The organism is Corynebacterium sp. HMSC075D04 (assembly GCF_001815635.1).
Taxonomy (GTDB): Bacteria; Actinomycetota; Actinomycetes; order Mycobacteriales; family Mycobacteriaceae; genus Corynebacterium; species Corynebacterium coyleae.
In genome coordinates, this window is sequence record NZ_KV821362.1 from 1 (window position 1) to 19535 (window position 19535).

General features: G+C 63.0%; 18 protein-coding genes and 1 pseudogene. 12 read left to right on the top strand and 7 right to left on the bottom strand.

What is annotated here, in order from left to right; translation table 11 throughout:
• Window positions 1–30: 30 nt before the first annotated feature.
• The 4 genes and pseudogenes from HMPREF3048_RS08815 to HMPREF3048_RS08830 form a co-directional block, all read right to left on the bottom strand.
• A pseudogene (locus HMPREF3048_RS08815) lies at window positions 31–702 on the bottom strand (DEAD/DEAH box helicase family protein); the annotation flags it as partial.
• A 210-nt stretch (window positions 703–912) separates the two neighbouring features.
• The gene (locus tag HMPREF3048_RS08820) at window positions 913–1314 is read right to left on the bottom strand and encodes a type II toxin-antitoxin system VapC family toxin (RefSeq protein ID WP_210398430.1); all 402 of its coding nucleotides are present in this window, start codon (window positions 1312–1314) and stop codon (window positions 913–915) included.
• A complete protein-coding gene (locus HMPREF3048_RS08825) occupies window positions 1311–1577 on the bottom strand; it encodes an antitoxin (protein ID WP_070771906.1) in 267 nt (88 codons plus the stop codon). Before HMPREF3048_RS08825 ends, HMPREF3048_RS08820 begins: the two co-directional genes overlap by 4 nt.
• A gap of 429 nt (window positions 1578–2006) precedes the next feature.
• Window positions 2007–4013, bottom strand: a complete 2007-nt coding sequence (locus tag HMPREF3048_RS08830; protein ID WP_070771907.1) for an exonuclease domain-containing protein — start codon at window positions 4011–4013, stop codon at window positions 2007–2009.
• 264 nt (window positions 4014–4277) lie between these two features.
• Between HMPREF3048_RS08830 and HMPREF3048_RS08835 the strand changes: the two genes are divergently transcribed.
• Together HMPREF3048_RS08835 and HMPREF3048_RS08840 are read left to right on the top strand one after the other, a co-directional pair.
• Window positions 4278–4712 (top strand): hypothetical protein, encoded by a 435-nt coding sequence (locus HMPREF3048_RS08835; protein ID WP_070829224.1) that lies wholly within the window; start codon window positions 4278–4280, stop codon window positions 4710–4712.
• The gene (locus tag HMPREF3048_RS08840) at window positions 4702–4920 is read left to right on the top strand and encodes a hypothetical protein (protein WP_070421742.1); all 219 of its coding nucleotides are present in this window, start codon (window positions 4702–4704) and stop codon (window positions 4918–4920) included. Before HMPREF3048_RS08835 ends, HMPREF3048_RS08840 begins: the two co-directional genes overlap by 11 nt.
• A gap of 3 nt (window positions 4921–4923) precedes the next feature.
• Here the strand turns inward: HMPREF3048_RS08840 and menE are convergent, their stop codons facing one another.
• Window positions 4924–6075 (bottom strand): o-succinylbenzoate--CoA ligase, encoded by a 1152-nt coding sequence (gene menE / locus HMPREF3048_RS08845; protein ID WP_083316850.1) that lies wholly within the window; start codon window positions 6073–6075, stop codon window positions 4924–4926.
• Window positions 6076–6162: 87 nt separating this feature from the next.
• Here menE and HMPREF3048_RS08850 point away from each other — a divergent pair, with 87 nt between their 5' ends.
• The 5 genes from HMPREF3048_RS08850 to HMPREF3048_RS08870 all read left to right on the top strand — a co-directional run bounded on the left by HMPREF3048_RS08850 (window position 6163) and on the right by HMPREF3048_RS08870 (window position 11112).
• Entirely contained in the window at window positions 6163–7131 is a 969-nt protein-coding gene (locus tag HMPREF3048_RS08850; protein WP_070771908.1) for a hypothetical protein, read from the top strand.
• A 54-nt stretch (window positions 7132–7185) separates the two neighbouring features.
• Window positions 7186–8298, top strand: a complete 1113-nt coding sequence (locus tag HMPREF3048_RS08855; protein ID WP_070482107.1) for a sensor histidine kinase — start codon at window positions 7186–7188, stop codon at window positions 8296–8298.
• Window positions 8295–8933 (top strand): response regulator, encoded by a 639-nt coding sequence (locus tag HMPREF3048_RS08860; protein WP_070771909.1) that lies wholly within the window; start codon window positions 8295–8297, stop codon window positions 8931–8933. The genes HMPREF3048_RS08855 and HMPREF3048_RS08860 overlap by 4 nt, the downstream gene beginning before the upstream one ends.
• A gap of 65 nt (window positions 8934–8998) precedes the next feature.
• Complete coding sequence (locus HMPREF3048_RS08865; protein ID WP_070771927.1) at window positions 8999–9700, top strand: ATP-binding cassette domain-containing protein; 702 nt, start codon at window positions 8999–9001, stop codon at window positions 9698–9700.
• Complete coding sequence (locus HMPREF3048_RS08870; protein WP_070569778.1) at window positions 9697–11112, top strand: ABC-2 family transporter permease; 1416 nt, start codon at window positions 9697–9699, stop codon at window positions 11110–11112. The genes HMPREF3048_RS08865 and HMPREF3048_RS08870 overlap by 4 nt, the downstream gene beginning before the upstream one ends.
• Here HMPREF3048_RS08870 and HMPREF3048_RS08875 read toward each other — a convergent pair.
• Window positions 11109–12095, bottom strand: coding sequence for a hypothetical protein (locus HMPREF3048_RS08875; protein ID WP_070771910.1), 987 nt, complete (start codon window positions 12093–12095; stop codon window positions 11109–11111). The two genes, HMPREF3048_RS08870 and HMPREF3048_RS08875, sit on opposite strands and share 4 nt — an antisense overlap.
• A 234-nt stretch (window positions 12096–12329) precedes the next feature.
• On the opposite strand from HMPREF3048_RS08875, the gene HMPREF3048_RS08880 reads away from it, so the two are divergent.
• The gene (locus tag HMPREF3048_RS08880) at window positions 12330–13784 is read left to right on the top strand and encodes a PepSY-associated TM helix domain-containing protein (RefSeq protein ID WP_070771911.1); all 1455 of its coding nucleotides are present in this window, start codon (window positions 12330–12332) and stop codon (window positions 13782–13784) included.
• A 312-nt stretch (window positions 13785–14096) separates the two neighbouring features.
• On the opposite strand, the gene HMPREF3048_RS08885 is transcribed toward HMPREF3048_RS08880, so the two are convergent.
• Window positions 14097–15029, bottom strand: coding sequence for a 1,4-dihydroxy-2-naphthoyl-CoA synthase (locus HMPREF3048_RS08885; RefSeq protein ID WP_070771912.1), 933 nt, complete (start codon window positions 15027–15029; stop codon window positions 14097–14099).
• A 76-nt stretch (window positions 15030–15105) separates the two neighbouring features.
• Here HMPREF3048_RS08885 and HMPREF3048_RS08890 point away from each other — a divergent pair, with 76 nt between their 5' ends.
• The 4 genes from HMPREF3048_RS08890 to HMPREF3048_RS08905 all read left to right on the top strand — a co-directional run bounded on the left by HMPREF3048_RS08890 (window position 15106) and on the right by HMPREF3048_RS08905 (window position 19532).
• Window positions 15106–16281, top strand: coding sequence for an AAA family ATPase (locus HMPREF3048_RS08890; protein ID WP_070771913.1), 1176 nt, complete (start codon window positions 15106–15108; stop codon window positions 16279–16281).
• 53 nt (window positions 16282–16334) lie between these two features.
• Entirely contained in the window at window positions 16335–17297 is a 963-nt protein-coding gene (locus HMPREF3048_RS08895; RefSeq protein ID WP_070771914.1) for an o-succinylbenzoate synthase, read from the top strand.
• A 62-nt stretch (window positions 17298–17359) separates the two neighbouring features.
• Complete coding sequence (locus HMPREF3048_RS08900; protein WP_070771915.1) at window positions 17360–18940, top strand: SLC13 family permease; 1581 nt, start codon at window positions 17360–17362, stop codon at window positions 18938–18940.
• A 64-nt stretch (window positions 18941–19004) separates the two neighbouring features.
• Window positions 19005–19532 carry a hypothetical protein gene (locus HMPREF3048_RS08905; RefSeq protein WP_070771916.1) on the top strand — a complete coding sequence of 176 codons (528 nt, stop codon included), beginning with the start codon at window positions 19005–19007 and terminating at the stop codon, window positions 19530–19532.
• Window positions 19533–19535: the final 3 nt, after the last annotated feature.

A 19535-nucleotide genomic window follows, 5' to 3' on the forward strand; every position in this document is an offset into this window, starting at 1 on the left:
CCAGGAGTTGACAACCTATATAGGAACACCCCCCCCCTTGTCCTTTGCAACTTGTTCAGCTAGGCGGAGCGCAGTGAACGTCTTGCCTGTGCCGCAGGCCATGATGAGCTTGCCGCGGTCATGCGTATTGAACCCAGCCATGACGTTCTCGATCGCCTGCTGCTGGTGCGGACGCGGCTCGAAGGTTTCGCGCCGGGTGAGGCGAACCTGCATCTCGGAGCCGGGGAACACAACATCCCAGTTCACGGGTGATTCTGCGATCTGATTAAAGCCGATACGGCTTGTGGGAATCTGCTGGTTTTCTAGAGCGTCCTCCGCATTTTTCGACCACTTATCGGTCGTCGAAATGATGTAGCGGTGAACGAAGTGTTCGACGCTCGACTCAGTCTCAAACGAGCGGCCGGAGGCCTCGAAGAACGAATCGATGTGCTGCTTCTGGATGCTCGTGGTCGGCTTGTAGAACTTGGCCTGGATTGCCACCCATTTACCGTCATCCTTGCGGCGCGCAACCAAGTCAATGCCCGTATCGGCCTTGCCACCGTTGTAGCGCCACTTATCCCAACGCTGAACCTCATCGAACTGCGCAGAGAGTACGGGATCGGTTTTGAAGAAGTTGACCATCAACTTCTCAAACGCGAGCCCGTACTTGCCCTGGGGCTGGTTCTCACGGAGCTGATCGAGGACTTCGCTGAATGACGACATGTGCATCATTTTGCCCCTAAGGTGCAATTCTTACGCTTTAGGGGGTGTTTATTTTCCCAGATCACATCGATCAAGGCCGTTACACTCGAGATCGCCACGGTATCGAGGCGGGGACGCCGGTGCTCGGGTGTGCGGTCTGCAGGTGCATCGTCGCTCCTTGGGGGCAGGGCGCAGCGGGGTTCGTCGATAAGTGATGGCGCTATGGAGCCGCTACAACCGCCAGTCCTCTATTTGTAGCAATGGGACACGGGAGAACTCCCGGGTGTTGGCGGTAACGAGAACGCAGTCGTTTGCCCGTGCCTGAGCTGCTATCCACAAATCGTTGGGACCGATTGGCTGTCCGATCGCCTCTAGCTCCAAACGGATGTCAGCGTAAAGAGCTGCCTCGGACGCTCCGGTTCCGACTACCTGGTACGCCTGCTCGAGTTGCTTGACAGCATCGGTCCGACGAATCGACGTTGACTTACCCGCACCAACCCGCAGCTCTCCAAGGACAATGGAAGACAGCACGATGTCGTCGGCTCGAGTTACGCGCATGCGTTCGAGGACATTGGCGTTACTGCGACGAAGGGCATCGATCCACACATTTGTGTCTAGGAGGAAGCGCATCATTCATCCCACGTTGGGATCGGATCTAGGGGGAGATCAGAGGGTTCTTCGAACTCGTCCGCCCACCCATCCGGTAAATCGGCAGTGATCACATCGAGCACATCGAGAGCCGAGAGCGGCTCAGGAGAGACGTAAAGCTTGCCCCCAATCTTTTTCAGCCAAACCGTTTCAGAATCGAAACGAAAGTCCTTGGGAATTCGGATTGCTTGACTGTTGCCCGACATGAAGACCGTGGTTTCGACGGAGTCTGCTGCAGCCTCAGTCATGAACACCTCCTCGTATATATGACGTAATATATACGGTTTGGGACGTCAGGACGAGCACTCTGGCTAGAACAGCTCCCGCACCGCAGCCCGGTCGACCCTGCCCAGGCCCAACTGCGACAGCGCCGGCAGGATTTTTGATGAGTCATCGATTACACGGGGTCTGTGCAACTCCGTGCGGTATTCATTGCCGTGGTCCTACTCTTGGCGGAGATTCCTTCGAGTAGAGCCTCATTCGCTGAAACTGACCGGATACGTCGATTAGTATGCTTTGCCTGCAGTTACCTCGAGGAAGAACCATCGACGCGCGCAATTTGTCATCTTTGGGTCGCGGTTCCACGATGTACAGCCGGTTCCACGACAACAAGCTTGCCGACCTTCTGCTCGCCGAGGCTGTTACCTGGGAACGATAAGGGGGCAGCGTGGACTCCTTTAATTCCGGAACTTGCCAATCAGTGTCATCGCGCCAGAAATTGCAGCGGTCAGCCCTCCCATGAGGAATCCCATAGCGAACACACCGGCGATGAAGGACTCGGCTTCTGGGTCGAAGGTTTCCAAGCACAGACCGAACAGGAAGAAGCACAGCACGCCGATGCCCGCAGACCACTTGAACACCGTGGATGGGTTCGGGCGCTTCCTCGGTGGGGTGGCGGGTTCCATTGGGGCGACGTTGTACTGCGTCGGAGTGGTGAGAACCGGCGTGTAGCGCGGGGCATGCGCTGCGGCAAGCAGTTCTTCTGGGGACAGTTCGGTAGGGTCTTGCTGCGATTCCGGCGCGTACTGCGGCTCCGGGGAGGTTTGCGGTCTCGGCTCCTGCGCTGGTGCGGTTTGAGGCGTCGGGGGAGTAGCAAGCTGTGGCGCTGGCGCGGACGCAGGTTCTTCAACGCCGTCGGCGGCGAGATCCACAACCATTTCCACGAGTTGGCTGCGGCGCTTCGGGCCGACGCCGGGCAGGTCCAGCAGGTCGTTGGCGCTGACACTCAGCATCTCTGGGTGCTCGAGGCTCCACACGGCGAGGTAGCGGTCGATGCCCGCGCCGGTTGCCTCTGGGACGTGGTGGGGTTTGAGGTTGTCGGCGAGTTCGTGAAGCGGACGGTCCGGGTGCAGCGCAATCCAGGCGGCGGCGATGCGTGCGCTCGACGCGCCGGTGGTGCGGACCTGGTCTGGGGTGAGCCAGGAGAACTGCTCTGGTGCCTCGGCAGCGACGGAGGCAGTGGCAACAGGCGCAGCGGCAACGGCAGCGTCGCCGGAACCCGCAGGCGCAGCGGCTTCGGCGGTGTCGTCCATGGCTTTGAGCAGTTGGGCGAAGCGGGTTTCGCCGATGATGGGCACACCGTTCTCGCGCGCTTTTTGTGCCTTGCCGCTCATGGAATCCGGGTTGGCTGCGACGAGAACGGCGCAGGTCTTGGTCACGCCGCCGACATCCAGTCCGGCAGCGGCGGCACGCTCGGTCCAGGTATCGCGCGGGATGGTCAGGGCGCCGGTGAAGGCGACGCGATCGCCGGGGTGCAGGGTGAAGGTGGAAGGGGTTGGGCCGGTGAGGGGGTCGCCGAGAAGCGAATGCACGAGAGCGGGATCAACGCCGAGCGCTTCTGCAATGCTGAGCAGGGTTGCGCGTTCCTCGTCGATGATTATGCCGTCTGACCAGGCTTCGACGGCGAGTTGGCGGGTGAACTCCTCGTTGATCGCCTCGACGTCGTCGGCGCTTAGGCCTGCGGCGATGGCGGTGGACTCGAGTTGGCGCATTTCGGTGCGGGAAATTTCGCGGTCTACAAGCGCGCGGGTCAGTTCGGCACGGTAGGTGGCTTCATTCTTGGTGCCGGTCGTCGGCAATGTGCGCGAAAGCTGGCCCGCCCAGGAGGGGGCGCCGCCGCGGGGAAGCGTGCGGACCTCGGGCGCGGGCGTGGTGAACAGCGCAGCCGGATAGTGAGCGATATCCGCGCGGTGGTTCGTGTGCAGGTACGCGAGGAGATCGGCGGTGGCCTGGGCGTCCGCAAGCGCAGAGTGCGCCAAACGGTTGTGGATCTGTGCGATAGCAAGCGCATCGCTGAGTTTGCCCACGCCAAGGTGCTGCTTGGTCAGACGCATCGTGTCCAACCACTCGCACATGCCATCCTCCGCGCCCGCGCGTGCGAACTCGTTGGCAAGGAAGCGGCGCTCAAACGACGCGTTATGCGCCACCAACGTGCGGCCGTTCAGCAGCGCACCAAGATACGCGGCGACGTCGCGGAACACCGGCGCATCCACGACGTCCGTCGCCGTGATCTTATGGATGTAACTGTTCGGAATGTCACGCTCCGGCTGGATCAACGTCTCCCACGTGTCCTCCACCGTGAGGTCGGGGCGCAGCAACACCACGCCGATCTCCACAATGCGATCGAGGTTGCTCAACCCCGTCGTCTCCAGATCGACCACCGCAAACCCGTGCTGCCGGTCCATTCCTGCTCCTTATATCCGAACTGTGTAAGCGCGATTTTCGACGCCACCATCAACCTAAGGCACGCGCCGACGCGGTCAGGTGGGGAGTCGGTCGGGTGTTCGGATGCAAGGAGCTCGGCGTGGTCTCTCAAACCCAGAACCTAGAGCTGGCTGAGGCAGAGGTACGCGAAGCAATTGCGTTTCAGTCCGGACTTCGTGCCGACGAATTTGAGGTTGAGGTTGCTGCGATGGAACCGTAGGCGGCTTCGTCACGTCTAACTCAATATGAAGAACTCGATTTACTTACCGTGGCTGCTTACAGGGCTGGCTGTTGCCACGTCAGTGGGATACGCAATTGTGCTTGCCCTGGGGCCACCAAATATGACCGTGCCTGTACTGGACTTTTCTGCAAAGATCATCGGACCGGTTGGCGCGGCACTCATTGCATGGGCAGGCGTTTCCCACACAGTGATGAACACGCGTGTGCAGGACACAGCCAAGGAATGGCATCACGACCTGAGGTGGGCATCAGAGCTGTGTGTTTCGGAGAAGCCACTAGAGGTAGCGATTGGCACGTCGGTGCTTGATGAGCTCAGCGAGCATAGGTTTCTCAATTCGGAGCAAGCTAGCATGGTCAACAGGATTGGAGAGGCTGTTGTAGGTGGCCTTTTCAACCAAATTGATCCCATTGCGGAAAGGAGTGCGCACGATGAGACCTAGGTACGAGGAGTTGAAATCTCTCGACGGTGTGAGCATTTCGCGGCCGCCACATATGGGAGAGATTGCCGCTGCGCGATTTCTGGTCAAACAGATTGAGCAGGGAAGAAGCGACGGCGAGTTGTCGCCGTTTCTGCTTTGGGTTGCAAACTACGGCACCCCTGACGAGCCACCCGGGCCGATCATTCAGCCCCGCGACCAGTCTGCCTAACCGCTAGAACAGCTCCCGCACCGCAGCCCGGTCGACCTTGCCCGGACCCAACTGGGGCAGCGCCGGCACAACCTTGAGTTCCTTCGGTACTTGCCAGCGTGCGATTTCACCGGTGTCCTCGGCGTCCGCAAACGCGTCCATGATGTCCGCCACGCTCGCAGACCCGGTGTACGCAGCGCAGATGCGTTCGCCGAAGCGCGCATCTTGCTTGCCGACGACACACGCACCCGTCACCCCATCCACCTTGAGCAGGAACGTCTCCAGCACTTCGGGGTGGAGTTTGAGGCCGCCGGAGTCGATGATGTTGTCGATGCGTCCGTGGACGGTGAGGTGGTCGTCGATAAGTGAGCCCGCGTCGGAGGTGCGGAACCAGCCGTCCTTTAAGTCGTCGGCGAGCGGTAGCGAGTCGACGTTGCGGTAGCCGCGCGCGACCATCGGCCCGCCGAGGTGGATGCGGCCGTCGATGATTTTCACGCGGGCGCCGGCGATGGGCACGCCGTCGTAGACGCAGCCGCCGGAGGTCTCCGACGAGCCGTAGGTGGTGACCACGTTGATGCGCAGTTTCTTTGCCGACTCGAGCAGGCGCGGGTTGGTCGCCGCCCCGCCGACCAGCACCGCGGAGAAGGTCCGTAACGCGTCGATGCCCTTGAGCGTCGAGGTCGCCTTGGCTAACTGCATCGGCGTCAGCGAGGTGTAGGTGCGCTCGCCGGTGCTGGCCAGGTCGTGGGCGTGGTGGGCGAACTCGGCGACGTCGAAACCGTTCGTGAGGTCCACAAACGCCGGCTCCACGCCTGCGACCATGCTGCGCACCAGCACCTGCAGGCCCGCGATGTACGCCGCCGGCATGGCCAGCAGCCACTGGCCTTCGCCACCCAACGCCTGGTGGGTCGCGTCGGCGCTCGAGATCAGGTTCGCCGGGGTCAGCATCGCGCCCTTCGGCTTGCCCGTGGACCCGGAGGTGGAGACGACGAGGGCGATGTCGTCGTCGATAGGCGCGCCGGGCTCCAACGTGTTGCGCAGCAGGTTCGTGCGCGCCGGGTCGTTCGTCGGCACCGGCAATAGCGCGCGCTGGCCGGTCAACGCCTCCTCGAGCGCGGGCATGATAGCCAGCGGATTCGCGGGATCGACGGGCAGAAGTTCGAGCAGGTTGGTCACAGCGTACGAGCGTAGCCGGTGGGATTTCGCGCGCCGCGAAGGCCGTGACGTGTAACACCTGTTTGCGAGCCCACCGATAGAACAAGCATGAAGAAGTTCATCGCATCGGCCGTCGCCGCGGCGACCGCCTTCACCGTCACTGTCCCTACGACCCACGCCGCCACGCTCACGCCCACCGAGCAAGGCCAGTGCCGCGTCACCCTCAACGACGCCGAGCGCGGCCCCGCCTGGCAAGCCGAGCGCATCGCGAAAACCCTCACCCACGGCATGTACGCCACCGCCGTCGCCGAAGCATTCGAGGCAACTTTCGAGGGGCTCAAACCGCTTGGCGACGACCACCTCACCCAACCGGCCATCATCACCGTCCAGGAAATCCGCCTGGCAGGCGAGGAACCCGGAGCCCAGCCCGAATACGACGCCGCCCGCGCCGCCACCAAGGCCAAACTGGCAGAACTGGGCCTGACCTCCACTGACGCCGACTTTTACCTGGACATGAAGCAGGGCTCCCAGATCCCGCTCTCACCAGCAGGCAAGGCGTTGAAGGGCTCGGCTGGCTGGTACATCGGCATCGACGGCTCCGTGCCAGAAGTAAACGACCTTGGCCCGGACTACGAGTTCGGCCGCACCGGCGCGAACACCGCCCGCTTCCTCAAGCACATGCCCGAGTGGCAGCGCAACGCGTTCGCCGCCAACATGTCCAAGACCTACTTCGGTCAAGCCTTCGACTCGCTCGAGTCCCGCTACTACCACCCGCTGAGCAGGGCAAAGAAGTGCGACGACAATCCGCCGCTGCTCTTCAGCATGCAGAACGCGGAACTGCCCGCTGCACCGGAGCTGAAGAACACGCTGCCCGGCAAGCCAGCCGACCCGGATAAGCCGGCGCCGACTCCGGGCACCCCTGCGCCGGAACCACCGAAGACCTTCGACGCGAAGCTTGCAGAGATCATCGGCATCATCGCCGCCGTGCTCACCGCACTGGGCGCTCTGTTCGCTCTGCTGAAGACCGCCGGCTTCAACGTGCCGGACCTGCCGCAGATCCCCGGCCTGAACAAGTAGATCTCCTCCTCGGGGAGGAGGTGCGGGCCCGGTGTCGTCGATAGGCTTACGCCCATGCGCTACAAACCGGGTGACCTTGTGCTCGCGGTCGCTGTCGCCATTTTGGCGGCGGTGTACACCGCGAGTGCGTTTACCCAACCCATAGACGCGGCAGGTTGGGGCCAGGCCGTGCTGTCGTGGGGCTTTGTCGCGGTGTGCGTGGTGCTCACGAGCAAGCCGAAGTTCTCCTCGGTTGCGCTTATCGCGCTGAATGTTGCCTGGTCGACGATGTGGCTGGCCGCGCCGGTAAACCTTGGCTTTTCGCCGTGGGTGTTGGCGGTCCCGGTGGCCACCTTTATCGCCGGGCGGTTTACAGGGAAACGCTTCGCGCTAGTTGTCCTCGCCGCCGCGTGCGGGTGGGCGCTGCTGTCACCGTTCATGTGGACGTGGGACGACAACTTTGTGTTGTTCTACCGGCACGGGGTCGATCTCGGGATCACGCTTGCGCTGCACTGGGGTGCGAGTGCGGTGGGGTATCTCCTGGGGGCGAATGTGGCGGCTGAGGATGAGGTGCGTCGTCGAGAAGCACACGCGAAAGAGCAGCGCCTCGCAGCGGCGCGCGAGGAGGAACGCCGCGCCATTGCCCGCGATATTCACGATCTGCTCGGCCACTCCCTGACCCTGATCAAAGCGCAGGCCAATGCTGGTTTGGCGGTGGGGCAGGAGCGGGAGGCGCTGCAGCAGATCAACGAGGCCGCAGGGCAGTCGTTGTCGGAGATTCGCCTGCTTGTGCGCGGTTTGCGCGAGAGCGACCATGCGTTTTCCCCGGCGGCGGGGATCCCTGACCTGCCGTCGTTGGTGCAGCGCTACCGCGACGCCGGCGTGGAAGTATCGCTGGAAGCACCAGCAGTGGATGTCTCCCCGGTGACCTCGCTTGCTACCTATCGCATCGTGGCTGAGGCACTGGCAAACGCGGCGCGCCACCAAGTCGATCCCACTGTGACGGTTCGGGTCGCACCGGGCGAGACCGTGGTGGTAGAAGTCGTTTCTACCGGCCAGATTCGACCCCAACCAGGCACCGGCGTCGGGCTGGAGGGGCTGCGTGAACGCGCGGCGAGCGCCGGTGGCACGCTGAAGACATGGCAGTCAGGGGAGACGTTTACCGTGCGGGCGGAGTTGGCAGCATGATCCGCCTGCTTCTTGCCGACGACCAACCGCTCCTCCTCAGCGCCCTCCGCACCATCTTGGACGCCCAGGACGACATCACCGTCGTCGCCACCGCCGCCGACGGCGCCGAAGCCGTGGAGAAAACCCGCGCCCACCGCATCGACGTGGCGGTGCTGGACATCCGCATGCCGGTGCTCGACGGCATCACCGCCGCTCGCGCGATCATGGAGATGGGCCCACGCGTGATCATGCTGACCACCTTCGACGACGACACCTTGATCCATGCAGCTATCGACGCCGGCGTGCACGGCTTTCTCCTCAAAGACGCTGAACCCGACGTCCTGGCCAACGCCGTACGCGCCGTCGCCCGCGGCGAATCGGTCCTGGCCCCCGGAGTCACCGGTCGCGTGATGGAGTGGGTCCGCGACGGGGGAGCCACCTCAGAATCAGCAGCTGCGCTGGAGGGGCTGACGCAACGCGAACGCGACGTGCTCGCGGAGATTGGCCGCGGCGCGACGAACGCAGAAATCGCCGCCACGCTGTTTATTGCAGAGACCACGGTGAAAACGCACGTGTCCAACCTGCTTTCCAAACTTGGCGCGCGCGACAGGGTGGCGCTCGCCTTGATCGCCCAGCGCGCCGGGATCTCCTCCTAGAGGAGGAGGCAGTGTGGTCCCGTCGGCCGATGTGGTCGCCTTGTTCGGCGACGACCATGAATGCCATGACTGATACCCAACTTGCTTGCCGCGGCGTGGTCGTGTCCTTCGGGGACCACCATGTACTTCGCGACGTGTCGTTGACCACCACCCCGGGCCGAGTCCACGCACTGCTCGGCCCCAACGGCGCGGGTAAATCGACCCTGATGTCGGTGCTGCTCGGCCTGATCGAACCCGATGCCGGCGAGGTGACACTGATGGGGCAGCCGTTTGACAGCTCGGCACTGCGCCATGTCGGCGCCTCCATCAACGACCCCGCCTTTTACAGCCACCTCAGCGCCCGCAACAACCTCCGCGTCCACACCACGCTGCTGGGCCTTCCCGACAGCGAAGCCGACCGAGTCCTCGAACTGGTCGGTCTCCAAACCGCGGGCAAGAAGAAAGCCGGCAGTTTCTCCACCGGCATGAAAGGCCGCCTTGCGCTCGCCCAAGCGCTGCTCGGCGAGCCAGAGGTGCTTATTCTCGACGAACCACAAAACGGCCTCGACCCTGAAGGCATTGCCCACCTGCGCGACTACCTCCGCGAATACGCGCGAGCTGGACGCACCGTCCTGGTCAGTTCCCACCAACTCGGCGAAGTACTCCACATGGCCGATGACGCCACCGTGATCGCAGGCGGCGGCGTCCGCTTCGCAGGCGAGCTCGCGGAACTCGGCCCCAACCTAGAAGAGTCGTTCTTCCGGCTCACCTCCGGTGGTGACCGATGAACCTCCTACACGCCGAATGGATCCGTGCGCGCGGCTCCATGCTGTGGTGGCTCGCCGGAGCAGGCCTGCTGGTCGGCGTGCTGCTGACGTTGTTCGCCCTGGCCGGAAACGTCGAAACCGCGACGAACCTGCTCTACCCGCAAGGCCTGTTAGTCACCGGCATGGCTGCTCCCGCCGCCGCACTGTTCGCCGGTTTGGCCGAGACCCGCGAGCGTGACGCCCGCGGCGGCGGCACATTGTGGCGGCCGGTTTCACCCATGCGCACCCGCGCCGCCCGCATCGTCGTGGTGTGGCTGGCGCTGGCCGCGTTCGTCGCCTTCGACTTTGTCGTGCCGTTTGCCGCCGGCCTCGTATTCAACCTGGACAACACGGCCTCGATTGCACTCGTCGGCCTGTTTGTGTGGCTGGGCATGCTCGGCCCCGCAGGCCTCGCCGCCGCTGCCACGCGACGCATTGGGATGCTGCCGACCATCATCCTCGGCTTTTTCTTCACCATCGGGCTTGGCTACTTCGCCGAACGCGACTGGTGGTGGATAAACCCCGGCGCCTGGCCAACCCGGCTGGCGCTACCGACCATGGGCCTGCACTTCAACCTGCTACCCCTCGACGCCACCGACCCCATGGCGGGGGAATCTCCCATTCCCGCCCTCACCCTCACACTGCTACTCGCAGCAATTGGCTTTGTAGTGGCCGCCCTCGTACCACCGCGCACCCGACCCATACTGCGCCGCCGCCGAGTCCACCACGTCACCGCACCGCTGGCCGCAGGGCCGGCAACGCCGCGCCCCGAAACCACCGGATACGTGGCTGCGGTGAAGGGGGTTGCGATGGCGGCGAGGGTGTCGTCGATAAGCGTCTTGCTCCTGCTCACCGCCCTGGTGCTGCTGTTCTCGCTGGCATACCCGGTGGACGTGCGCGAGGCGCTGTTCGCCTACGCCATCCTGCCGGTTGGGGCCGGCGTGCTGCCCACCCTCGTGTGGCCGAAACTGCGTCCCGCCTGGGCGCTCATGCAGGTCGAACACCCACACGTCCGCGCCGCATTGGCCACTTGGTGCGTTGGAGTCGTCGCCCTCGTGTGCGCGTTCGGAGCGGCCGTGGTTGGCGACGCACGCTTCGGACTCCTCGCGTTCCTCGCAGGCAGCGTATTGGCCCTCACCGCACTTGCCATCACCGTCCGCTTCGGCGTGGCGTGGACGCTGGCCACGACGATCCTGGTCACGATCGTCTCCGCCACGATCGGCGGCGACGTCCTCGCACAGTCCGCACTATGGATCCTCGCCGTCCCCGCATGGCCAATCACCGCCACCGGTGCACGCGTGTGGATTGCGGCTGCGGTGGGGTTAGCGCTGCTGGCAGTCGTTGTCGCGGCGCTGATGCGGGTGCTGCGCGGCATGCGCCCAGTGCGACGCTAACCCGCCGGGGTCAGGCGTCCATCTGCCGTGTAGCGACCATCGGGGGAGTTGTAGAAGGCGTGGGCGTGGTTGTCGTCGATAAGCAAATGCCACGTGCCGCCGTTATCGCAGGTGCCCTCGGTGATCGTCTCGCGGAAGCCATCCTCGGTTTTCGCGAGGTGGCCCGCGCAGCCAAGGTCCGGGTACGTCACCGCGATGCCGTCGGCGGTCGGCTCGAACCGGACGCGGAACTGCTCACCCTGCAGGTGCTCCACCTTGGACACCTGCCCCATCGTGCCCTCCAACGGACCACGCAGTGTTGCGTTGCCGATCTTGTCCAGCGCCGCCGCGTCCGTCGTCGGGTGCCAGGTGATCCGTGTGACATCGCTGAGCGGATTGCCGACGACCGTCTCCTCCGGGCCCCACACCTTTTCCAGACGCTGACCCCGCAGTTCGAAGTGTGTCACGTTGAGGCGGGGACCGTCCGTTTCGTACTGGTCCAAGCCCGGCTGCGTGCCGTTGGTGAACACTGTCGGGTAGGGCTCGTCCGAGTCGACGAGGTAGTCCTTCGTCCAGGTGACCTCGCCGTTCTGGGCCCGCAGCACGCGCACCGGCGATGGGTTGCCGTTGGCCGCGCCTGCGTCTGGGGCTGCGTCTGGGGCTGCGCTGACGCCTGCGCGGAGCAGCAGTTCGGGTTCGAGATCGCCGTTGATGTCCAAAACGTCGTAGGTGAACGTGCCGTCGAGGTCCGCGAGGTCCGCGAAGAAGCGCGCCGGGTCTGCGATCGCTTCCGCGTACAGGTCACGGATCGAAGCGGTCGGTGTCGCTGACGCCGTGGTCGCGTCGGTTGACGTTTCGTTGGCCGGTGCGCTAGTCGGTGCGCTGACCGTCTCGTGAGAAACGACCGTCGTTGTTTCCGGTGCAGGCGTTTGGGTTGGTTCGGTCTCCGTGCCGCAGGCAGCCAGCAGGAGAGTGGTGGCGAGGATCGGTACGTGACGTTTCATGGCACCACGCTACCGAAAGCCCAAAAGACGATATCGGGATTTGGCATTCTCGCCGGAGCACGACTTGGGGAAACGGCGTCGGCAAGGTGCTAAAACCCGATATCGTCTTTTGGGCTATCCGACAGATCAGGACAGGATCTGCCAGGCGCTTTGGAAAATCGACATCTGTTGGGAACTGGCGGGCCAACGCATCCGACTAAAAATGCGTCCCTGTATCAACCGAAAGGTGTATGTGTGTCCAGTACTGTTCAACGGCGCAGCGGCCTGCCCGCGCTGACCAGAAGAATCCATTTTTACGCGGGCCTGTTCATTGCCCCGTTCATCTTTGTCGCCGCGCTAAGTGGCGCTCTCTACGCGGTCGCTCCGTCGCTCGAAAACGTCGTCTACAAAGACGTGCTGACCGTTCCCGCCTCCGACACCAACGCCCCGCTGGCCAGCCAAATCAGGGCTGCGCAGGACACACACCCGGACATGGATGTGGCGCAGGTGTGGCCGTCGTCGACACCCGATGAAGCAACGCGCGTTTTGCTTATCGACGAATCCCTCACCGAAACAAACCAACTCCGCAGCATCTTCGTCAACCCCCACACCGGTGACGTCATTGGCGACGAGCCAACCTACTCCGGCCTCGGCGAACTCCCGCTGCGCTACTGGATCTCGTCGCTACACAAGAGCCTCCACCTCGGCGAGGTCGGCGAGCTTTACGCAGAGGTGGCAGCCAGCTGGCTGTGGGTCGTCGCCCTGGGCGGCCTGTACCTGTGGTGGCGGATGGCCCGGAAGCGAGCCCTGGTTGGGTTGGAGAATGCGACGGGGCGTCGTCGTAAAGTGCTGAACTTGCACGGCGTAGCCGGAACCTGGCTGCTCGTGGCCATGCTGGGACTGTCCGCCACAGGCATCACCTGGTCCGTATTCGCCGGCGAAAACGTCGACCGCACAATCACCTGGTTGGGCGGCAAAGCAGAACCGATCGAAACCTCCCTGGTCGCCGACGCGGAAGCCGCCCCAGCCGACGAGCACGCCGACCACCACCCCGCCAGCGCACACGGAGCCGATGGCCTGACCAAGGACGAGGTGGCCGACCAAGCCGCCACCGTCCTCGAAACCGCCCGCGCCGAAGGCCTCACCGGATCAGTGCGCCTCTTCGTCCCCAAGAACACCGACGAGGCGTGGCAGGCCAGCGAGCGCTGGGTGCCGTGGCGCACCACCTCCGACGCCGTGAGCGTGAACGGCCAAAACGGTGACCTTGTAGACAAGCTCCCATTCTCTGAACTGCCACTGTTCTCAAAACTGACCAGCTGGGGCATCTACCTGCACATGGGCATCATGTTCGGCCTGCCTCTGCAGATCCTGCTCGCTATCTGCGCGCTCGCGATCTGCGCCATGGTCGTGATGGGCTACATCCTCTGGTGGCGACGCCGCCCAACAAAGAACGCCATCGCCGGCGTCCCAGGTCAGGCTGATCTCACCGGCCGCGACTGGGCCATCCTCGCCGTCGTAGCGATCCCGGTCGGCCTGTTTCTGCCGCTACTCGGCCTTACCTTCGCCGCGATGCTTGTTGCCGATCGGTTGCTGGCCCGCCGCCGCACGGCATTTACGACGCCCGAAAAAGAACCTGTTCCCCTGGCTGCTGACGAGCGGGTCGGAGTCTCCGGAGACGAGGCTGAGCTTGGCTTAGTTGAGGTTGGCTGAGGCAAGCGTGGCGGCGCGTTCCTGACAGATCACGGCGGAATCTGTCAGTCGCCGGCATCGCGCCTGGTCAGAAATCGCCCCTGACAGATTCTGCAGAATCTGTCAGTGGAAGAGGGGGCCGGCGAAAATAGTTCCCGTGGTTGGGCCGGGATGTGGAACTTTCTTGCCTCCCAAGACAGCCGACCTGGGAGAACGCCGCCGCGGTGGAGCCAAAAACCCGAAATAGTTCCCGAGCGGGGAACTATTTTGGGTGGGGGCCGCAGGGCCGCCGAGCCGCCAGCCCGGCAAAGTACCGCCGTACCCCCAAGAAACCTAGTAGTAGAAGGGGAAGTCGTCCCAGCGTGGCGGGCGTTTCTCCAAAAACGAGTCGCGGCCTTCGACGGCTTCGTCGGTCATGTAGGCCAGGCGGGTGGCTTCGCCGGCGAAGACTTGTTGGCCCATGAGGCCGTCGTCGACAAGGTTGAAGGCGAATTTGAGCATGCGCTGCGCGGTGGGGGACTTGCCGTTGATTTCGCGGGCGACCTGGATCGCCTCTTCTTCCAATGAAGCATGCGAGGCAACGATGTTGACCGCGCCCATGCGCTGCATCTCCTCGGCTGAGTAGGTGCGGCCGAGGAAGAAGATTTCGCGGGCGAACTTCTGGCCGACCATCTTGGCTAGGTAGGCGGAGCCGTAGCCGGCGTCGAAGGAGCCCACGTCCGCGTCGGTCTGCTTGAACCGGGCTTCCTCGCGTGAGGCGATGGTGAGGTCGCATACGACGTGGAGTGAGTGTCCGCCGCCGGCTGCCCAACCGTTGACCACGGCGATGACCACCTTGGGCATGGTGCGGATCAGGCGCTGGACCTCCAAAATATGAAGACGTCCGCCCTCGGCCTTCACGCGCGCCTCATCGACGGTTTCGGCGGTGTCGCCGCCGGCGTACTGGTAGCCGGAGCGGCCGCGGATGCGTTGGTCGCCGCCGGAGCAGAACGCCCAGCCGCCATCCTTCTGCGAAGGCCCGTTGCCGGTCAGCAGCACCACGCCCACAGAAGGGTCGCGCCGGGCGTGATCCAGGGCTTGGTAGAGCTCGTCGACGGTGTGGGGGCGAAACGCGTTGCGCACCTCGGGGCGGTCGAAGGCGATGCGGACGGTGCCGTCGGCGCGCGTGTTGCCGACGTGGCGGTGGTAAGTGATGTCGGTGAAGTTGAAGCCTTCGACCTCGCGCCACTGGCTGGGGTCGAAGGGCTGGGCGGTGGAGTACTGCATGGGGGTAATCGTACTCACGCGTCCGCTTTATAGCTCTTTATAACTAGCCCAACCTATAAAGAGGTATAAAGAGGCTATGGTTCAGCGCAGTCCGTACACACCTGGCGTGGTGGCCTCCACCATTTATGGCAGAGACCAAGTTCTTAGGGAGGCGAAGCGCGAGCTTTTCTTTATGGCTCATGATCCTGGGCTGATGGGGCAGGTGAAGGTTTACGTGGGACCTCGCGGCATAGGAAAGACCAGCTTGCTTCGAGCAATTGAAGCAGAAGCTAAGGCTGAAGGCTTTGAAACCGCCTGGATTACAGCGGGGGACCGGCCACTTTTCAATGCCCTTTTGGACAAAATCGGCGAGATTGCTCGCAGCTGGAAGGATGAGGCTGGAGAAAGGCTGCTCGGGCTGTTGTCGTCGCTACGGGTTGAAGCGTTTGGTGTTTCGGTTGGAGGATCTCAACCAGTTGAAGGCCCGAGGCCAGATGCGTCGGGATATGGAGACCAAATGCAGCGCGCGCTTGTTGATGCAGCGGAAACGATCCGGGGCAGGGCTAGTGGAATGGTTGTTTGTATTGACGAGATTCAGTCGGCTGATGCAGATGGCCTGCGCTCGCTTGCGTACGCGTGGCAGCAGATGCAGGCAGAAAATGCTGAGCTCCCTCTCGCCATCTTTGCAGCTGGGCTCAGTCATAGTCAGGATGTGATTACCGATGCTGTGAGTTTTGCAGAGCGCTTTAGTTATGTGCATCTTGAATCTCTGGACCGAGAACACGCTGAGGAAGCATTAGTACAACCGGCGAAGAAGAAGGGCGTGAATTGGTCTCCGGCCACGCTCCAGGAAGCTGTCCGTTTAGCAGGCGGCTACCCGTATTTCATTCAGGTTGTAGGCGATCTGGTGTGGCAAGCGGCCGATTTTCCGGATCCTGGCACTTTTATTGGCCTAGCAAACCTCAAACATGTAGCGGATCGATTCCAAGAAACTCAGTTGACCATGTTCCGCTCCCGGTGGCACAAAGCTACCGACGTGGAGAGGGAATTCATTAGCGCAATGGCTGAGGATCTAGAGCCACAGGTGAAGCGAGGCGATATCGCCGAGAGAATGGGCCGACCTACAACCGGAATCAGCATGGTCCGTAGATCTTTGCTTGACAAGGGATTAATCGAGGAAAGTGGTTTCGGCTACTTGAGGTTCACTGTTCCGGGGTTCGCCGAATTCGTGAGAAACGAGCGGGGCGGGCAGGAGCGTGAGGCTCGTGGCTGACGTTTTATACCTCTTTATAACTACCCCAACCTATAAAGAGGTATAAAGCACCCATGACCCCATCCGTTGACGAGATCCTCGAGCGCGCCCACGTTGTCGCGCTGCCCATGGCTGTGAAGTTCCGCGGCATCACCACGCGTGAGGCCTTGCTTATCGACGGCCCCGCCGGCTGGGGAGAGTTCTCCCCATTCACTGAGTACGCCCCCGAGGAGTCCGCCGCCTGGCTGCGCGCGGGGCTGGAGGCGGCGTTCACCGGCCTGCCCGAAGCCCACGGCACTGTGGAGGTTAACGGCACCATCCCCGCGGTCGAGGACGTCGAGCCTGTGCTCGCGCGCTACCCGGGGGTAAACACGTTCAAGATCAAGGTCGCCGAGCCTTCGCAGTCGCTTGACGACGACATCCGGCGCGTCACCGCCGTCCGTCGCCTCCGCCCCGACGCGCGTTTGCGTGTCGACGCCAACCGTGGCTGGACCGTCGACCAAGCCGTCGAAGCGGCGGAGAAGCTCGGCGAGTTGGAGTACATCGAGCAGCCGTGCGCCACGGTTGAGGAACTTGCGGAGGTGCGCCGCCGCACCAGCACCCCGATTGCTGCGGACGAGTCGATTAGGCGTGCTGCCGACCCGTACCGCGTGGCTGAACTGAACGCGGCGGACGTGGCGGTGTGCAAGGCGGCTCCGCTTGGGGGAGTGGCCAACCTGGTCACCATCGCGCGCGACCTGCACCTCGATGTCACTGTCGCTAGCGCTTTGGATACTGCCGTCGGCATGGATGCGGGGTTGATCGCGGCGAAGCTCACCGGTTCGCGTGCGGCGGGGCTGGCAACCCAGCGCCTGTTCGTGGAGGACGTTGCGGAGCCCCGCGTCATGGAAAACGGCGAACTTGCTATCACCCGCACTACCCCCGATCCGGAACGCCTCCACGGGCTTCGCGCCCCAGGTGAGCGCAGGGATTGGTGGTTCGCCAGGGTCCGTGCGTGCATGGCTGTGCTGGAGCAGGATCCCTCTTTCCGGGTGTAATTGTCCGATTTCTTATCGCATTCGCGTGTGGGATCCGGGGGCAGTCGGCTAATCTTTCGCCCATGTCGACTCCCGTGATGCACGAATCTGCCTCGCTTTCAGAAGGCGACCTGGCAAAAGCGCCCGAACCTGGCGAGTGGCGCCGCCAACTTATCGGCCTGATCACCGGTGTGGTGCTGGCTGTTTTGGTGTATTTCTTGTTCCCTGCCAACGCTGCTGAGACGGTGTTGCAGTCCTCCGGTGCGAAGGAGGGGGTGGAGTACTCCGCGGACACCATGCGCATCGTCGCTGCCACCACTGTGTTGATGGGTGCGTGGTGGATGACGGAGGCCATCCCGCTGGCCGCCACCGCCCTGATGCCTATTGCGGTGTTCCCGATCGCAGGTGTGGCCCCGTTTAAGGAAGTGTCCTCGCCGTACGCTTCGGCGACGATCTTCCTGTTTATGGGTGGCTTCCTCATGGCGCTGGGTCTGCAGCGTTGGAACCTGCACCGCCGTCTGGCTCTGATGGTGGTCAAGATTGTCGGTACTTCGCCGAAGCGCATCATTTTGGGCTTCATGCTGGCCACCGGCTTTATGTCCATGTGGGTGTCTAACACCGCGACTGCTGTGGTGATGCTGCCGATTGGTACGTCGGTGCTCATGCTGACCGCGGACACGGTTGGTGGCATGAAGAACCAGAAGAAGTTCGCTACCGCGCTCATGCTTGCTATCGCGTACTCGGCTTCCATTGGCTCCCTGGCAACGCTGATCGGTACTCCGCCGAACGCGCTGCTGAAGGGCTACATGGAGGAGGCCCACGGCATCGTTATCGGTTTCGGTCAGTGGATGCTGGTCGGCCTGCCGGTCGCGGTTGTGTTCACCTTCATTGCTTGGTGGTTGCTGATCACGGTGTTCAAGCCGGAGGTTGACACCATTCCGGGCGGCAAGGAGCTGATCGACGATGAGATTAAGAAGCTCGGTGCCTGGACCTTCCCGCAGGTTGCTGTTGGTGTGATCTTCCTCGTCGCCGCGCTTGCCTGGATTTTCATCCCGCTGGGCCGCAATCACTTCGGTTGGGATTTCCCGTACGACGACGCGATCGTCGGCATCATCGCCGGCATGCTCATGTTCATCATCCCGGGTACCTCTGACGGTAAGCGTCTGCTGGATTGGAAGACGGCGAATGAGATGCCGTGGGACGTGCTGATGCTCTTCGGTGGCGGTCTGTCCCTGTCGGCCATGTTTACCGCAACCGGCCTGTCCCTGTGGATCGGTGAGAAGGCGAAGGGGCTGGCGGTGCTGCCGATGTTCCTGCTCATCTTCGCCATCGCCGCGCTGGTGCTGCTGCTGACGGAGCTGACCTCCAACACCGCAACGGCTGCGACCTTCCTGCCGATCATGGGTGGTGTGGCCGTTGGTATCGGCCTGACCGAGGCGACCGAGATGAACGTTCTGCTGCTGGCTATCCCTGTTGCGCTGTCTGCAACGTGTGCGTTCATGCTGCCGGTGGCAACTCCGCCGAACGCGATCGCTTACTCGTCCGGTTACGTCACCATGGGCGAGATGATCAAGGGTGGTGTGTGGCTCAACGCGATTGCGTTGGTGCTCATCTCCCTGGCTACGTACTTCATCGCAGTACCTGTGTTTGGGCTGGTGCTCTAGGAGCATTCTGCTTATCGACGACGCGCCCCGGCAGTTCTCCTGCCGGGGCGCTAGTCTATTTGCCATGGATAACGAGACGAGACAGTACGGCCGTCCAGGCGACGAGCCGCAGCGCCCGCGCCCGAGGCAGTACTTCCCGGACCAGTCCGAACAACAGGCCCAGTACGACGATCAGTACTACCAGCCGCAATACCAGCAGTACGAGCCCCAGTACGAGCCCCAGTATCAGGAGCCGTACCAGCCGGAGCCGCAGAAGGGCTCGAGTGCCGCGTCGATTGCGCTGGGTGTGTTCGCAGCGTTGGCGTTCATTGCAGCTGTGGTGCTGTTTTTCCTGTGGCAAGGGGCGGCAGCGGATGCCAAAAAGCAGCCGTTGACGGAGACGGTCACCCAGACGACCACCGCGACGGAGACCACGACTACGACGACGACGAAGTTCCCGTCGATCTTCCGCGACCGCGAGGAAGCAACCTCGATGTTGCCGCCGGAGCCGCTGCCGGATGATGTTGAGATCCCGCGCGATGTTCGGGACAGTGCCCGCGATATTCTCGACCAGATCCGCGACGGCGCGGACCAGTTTCTCCAGGAGCAGTAGGTA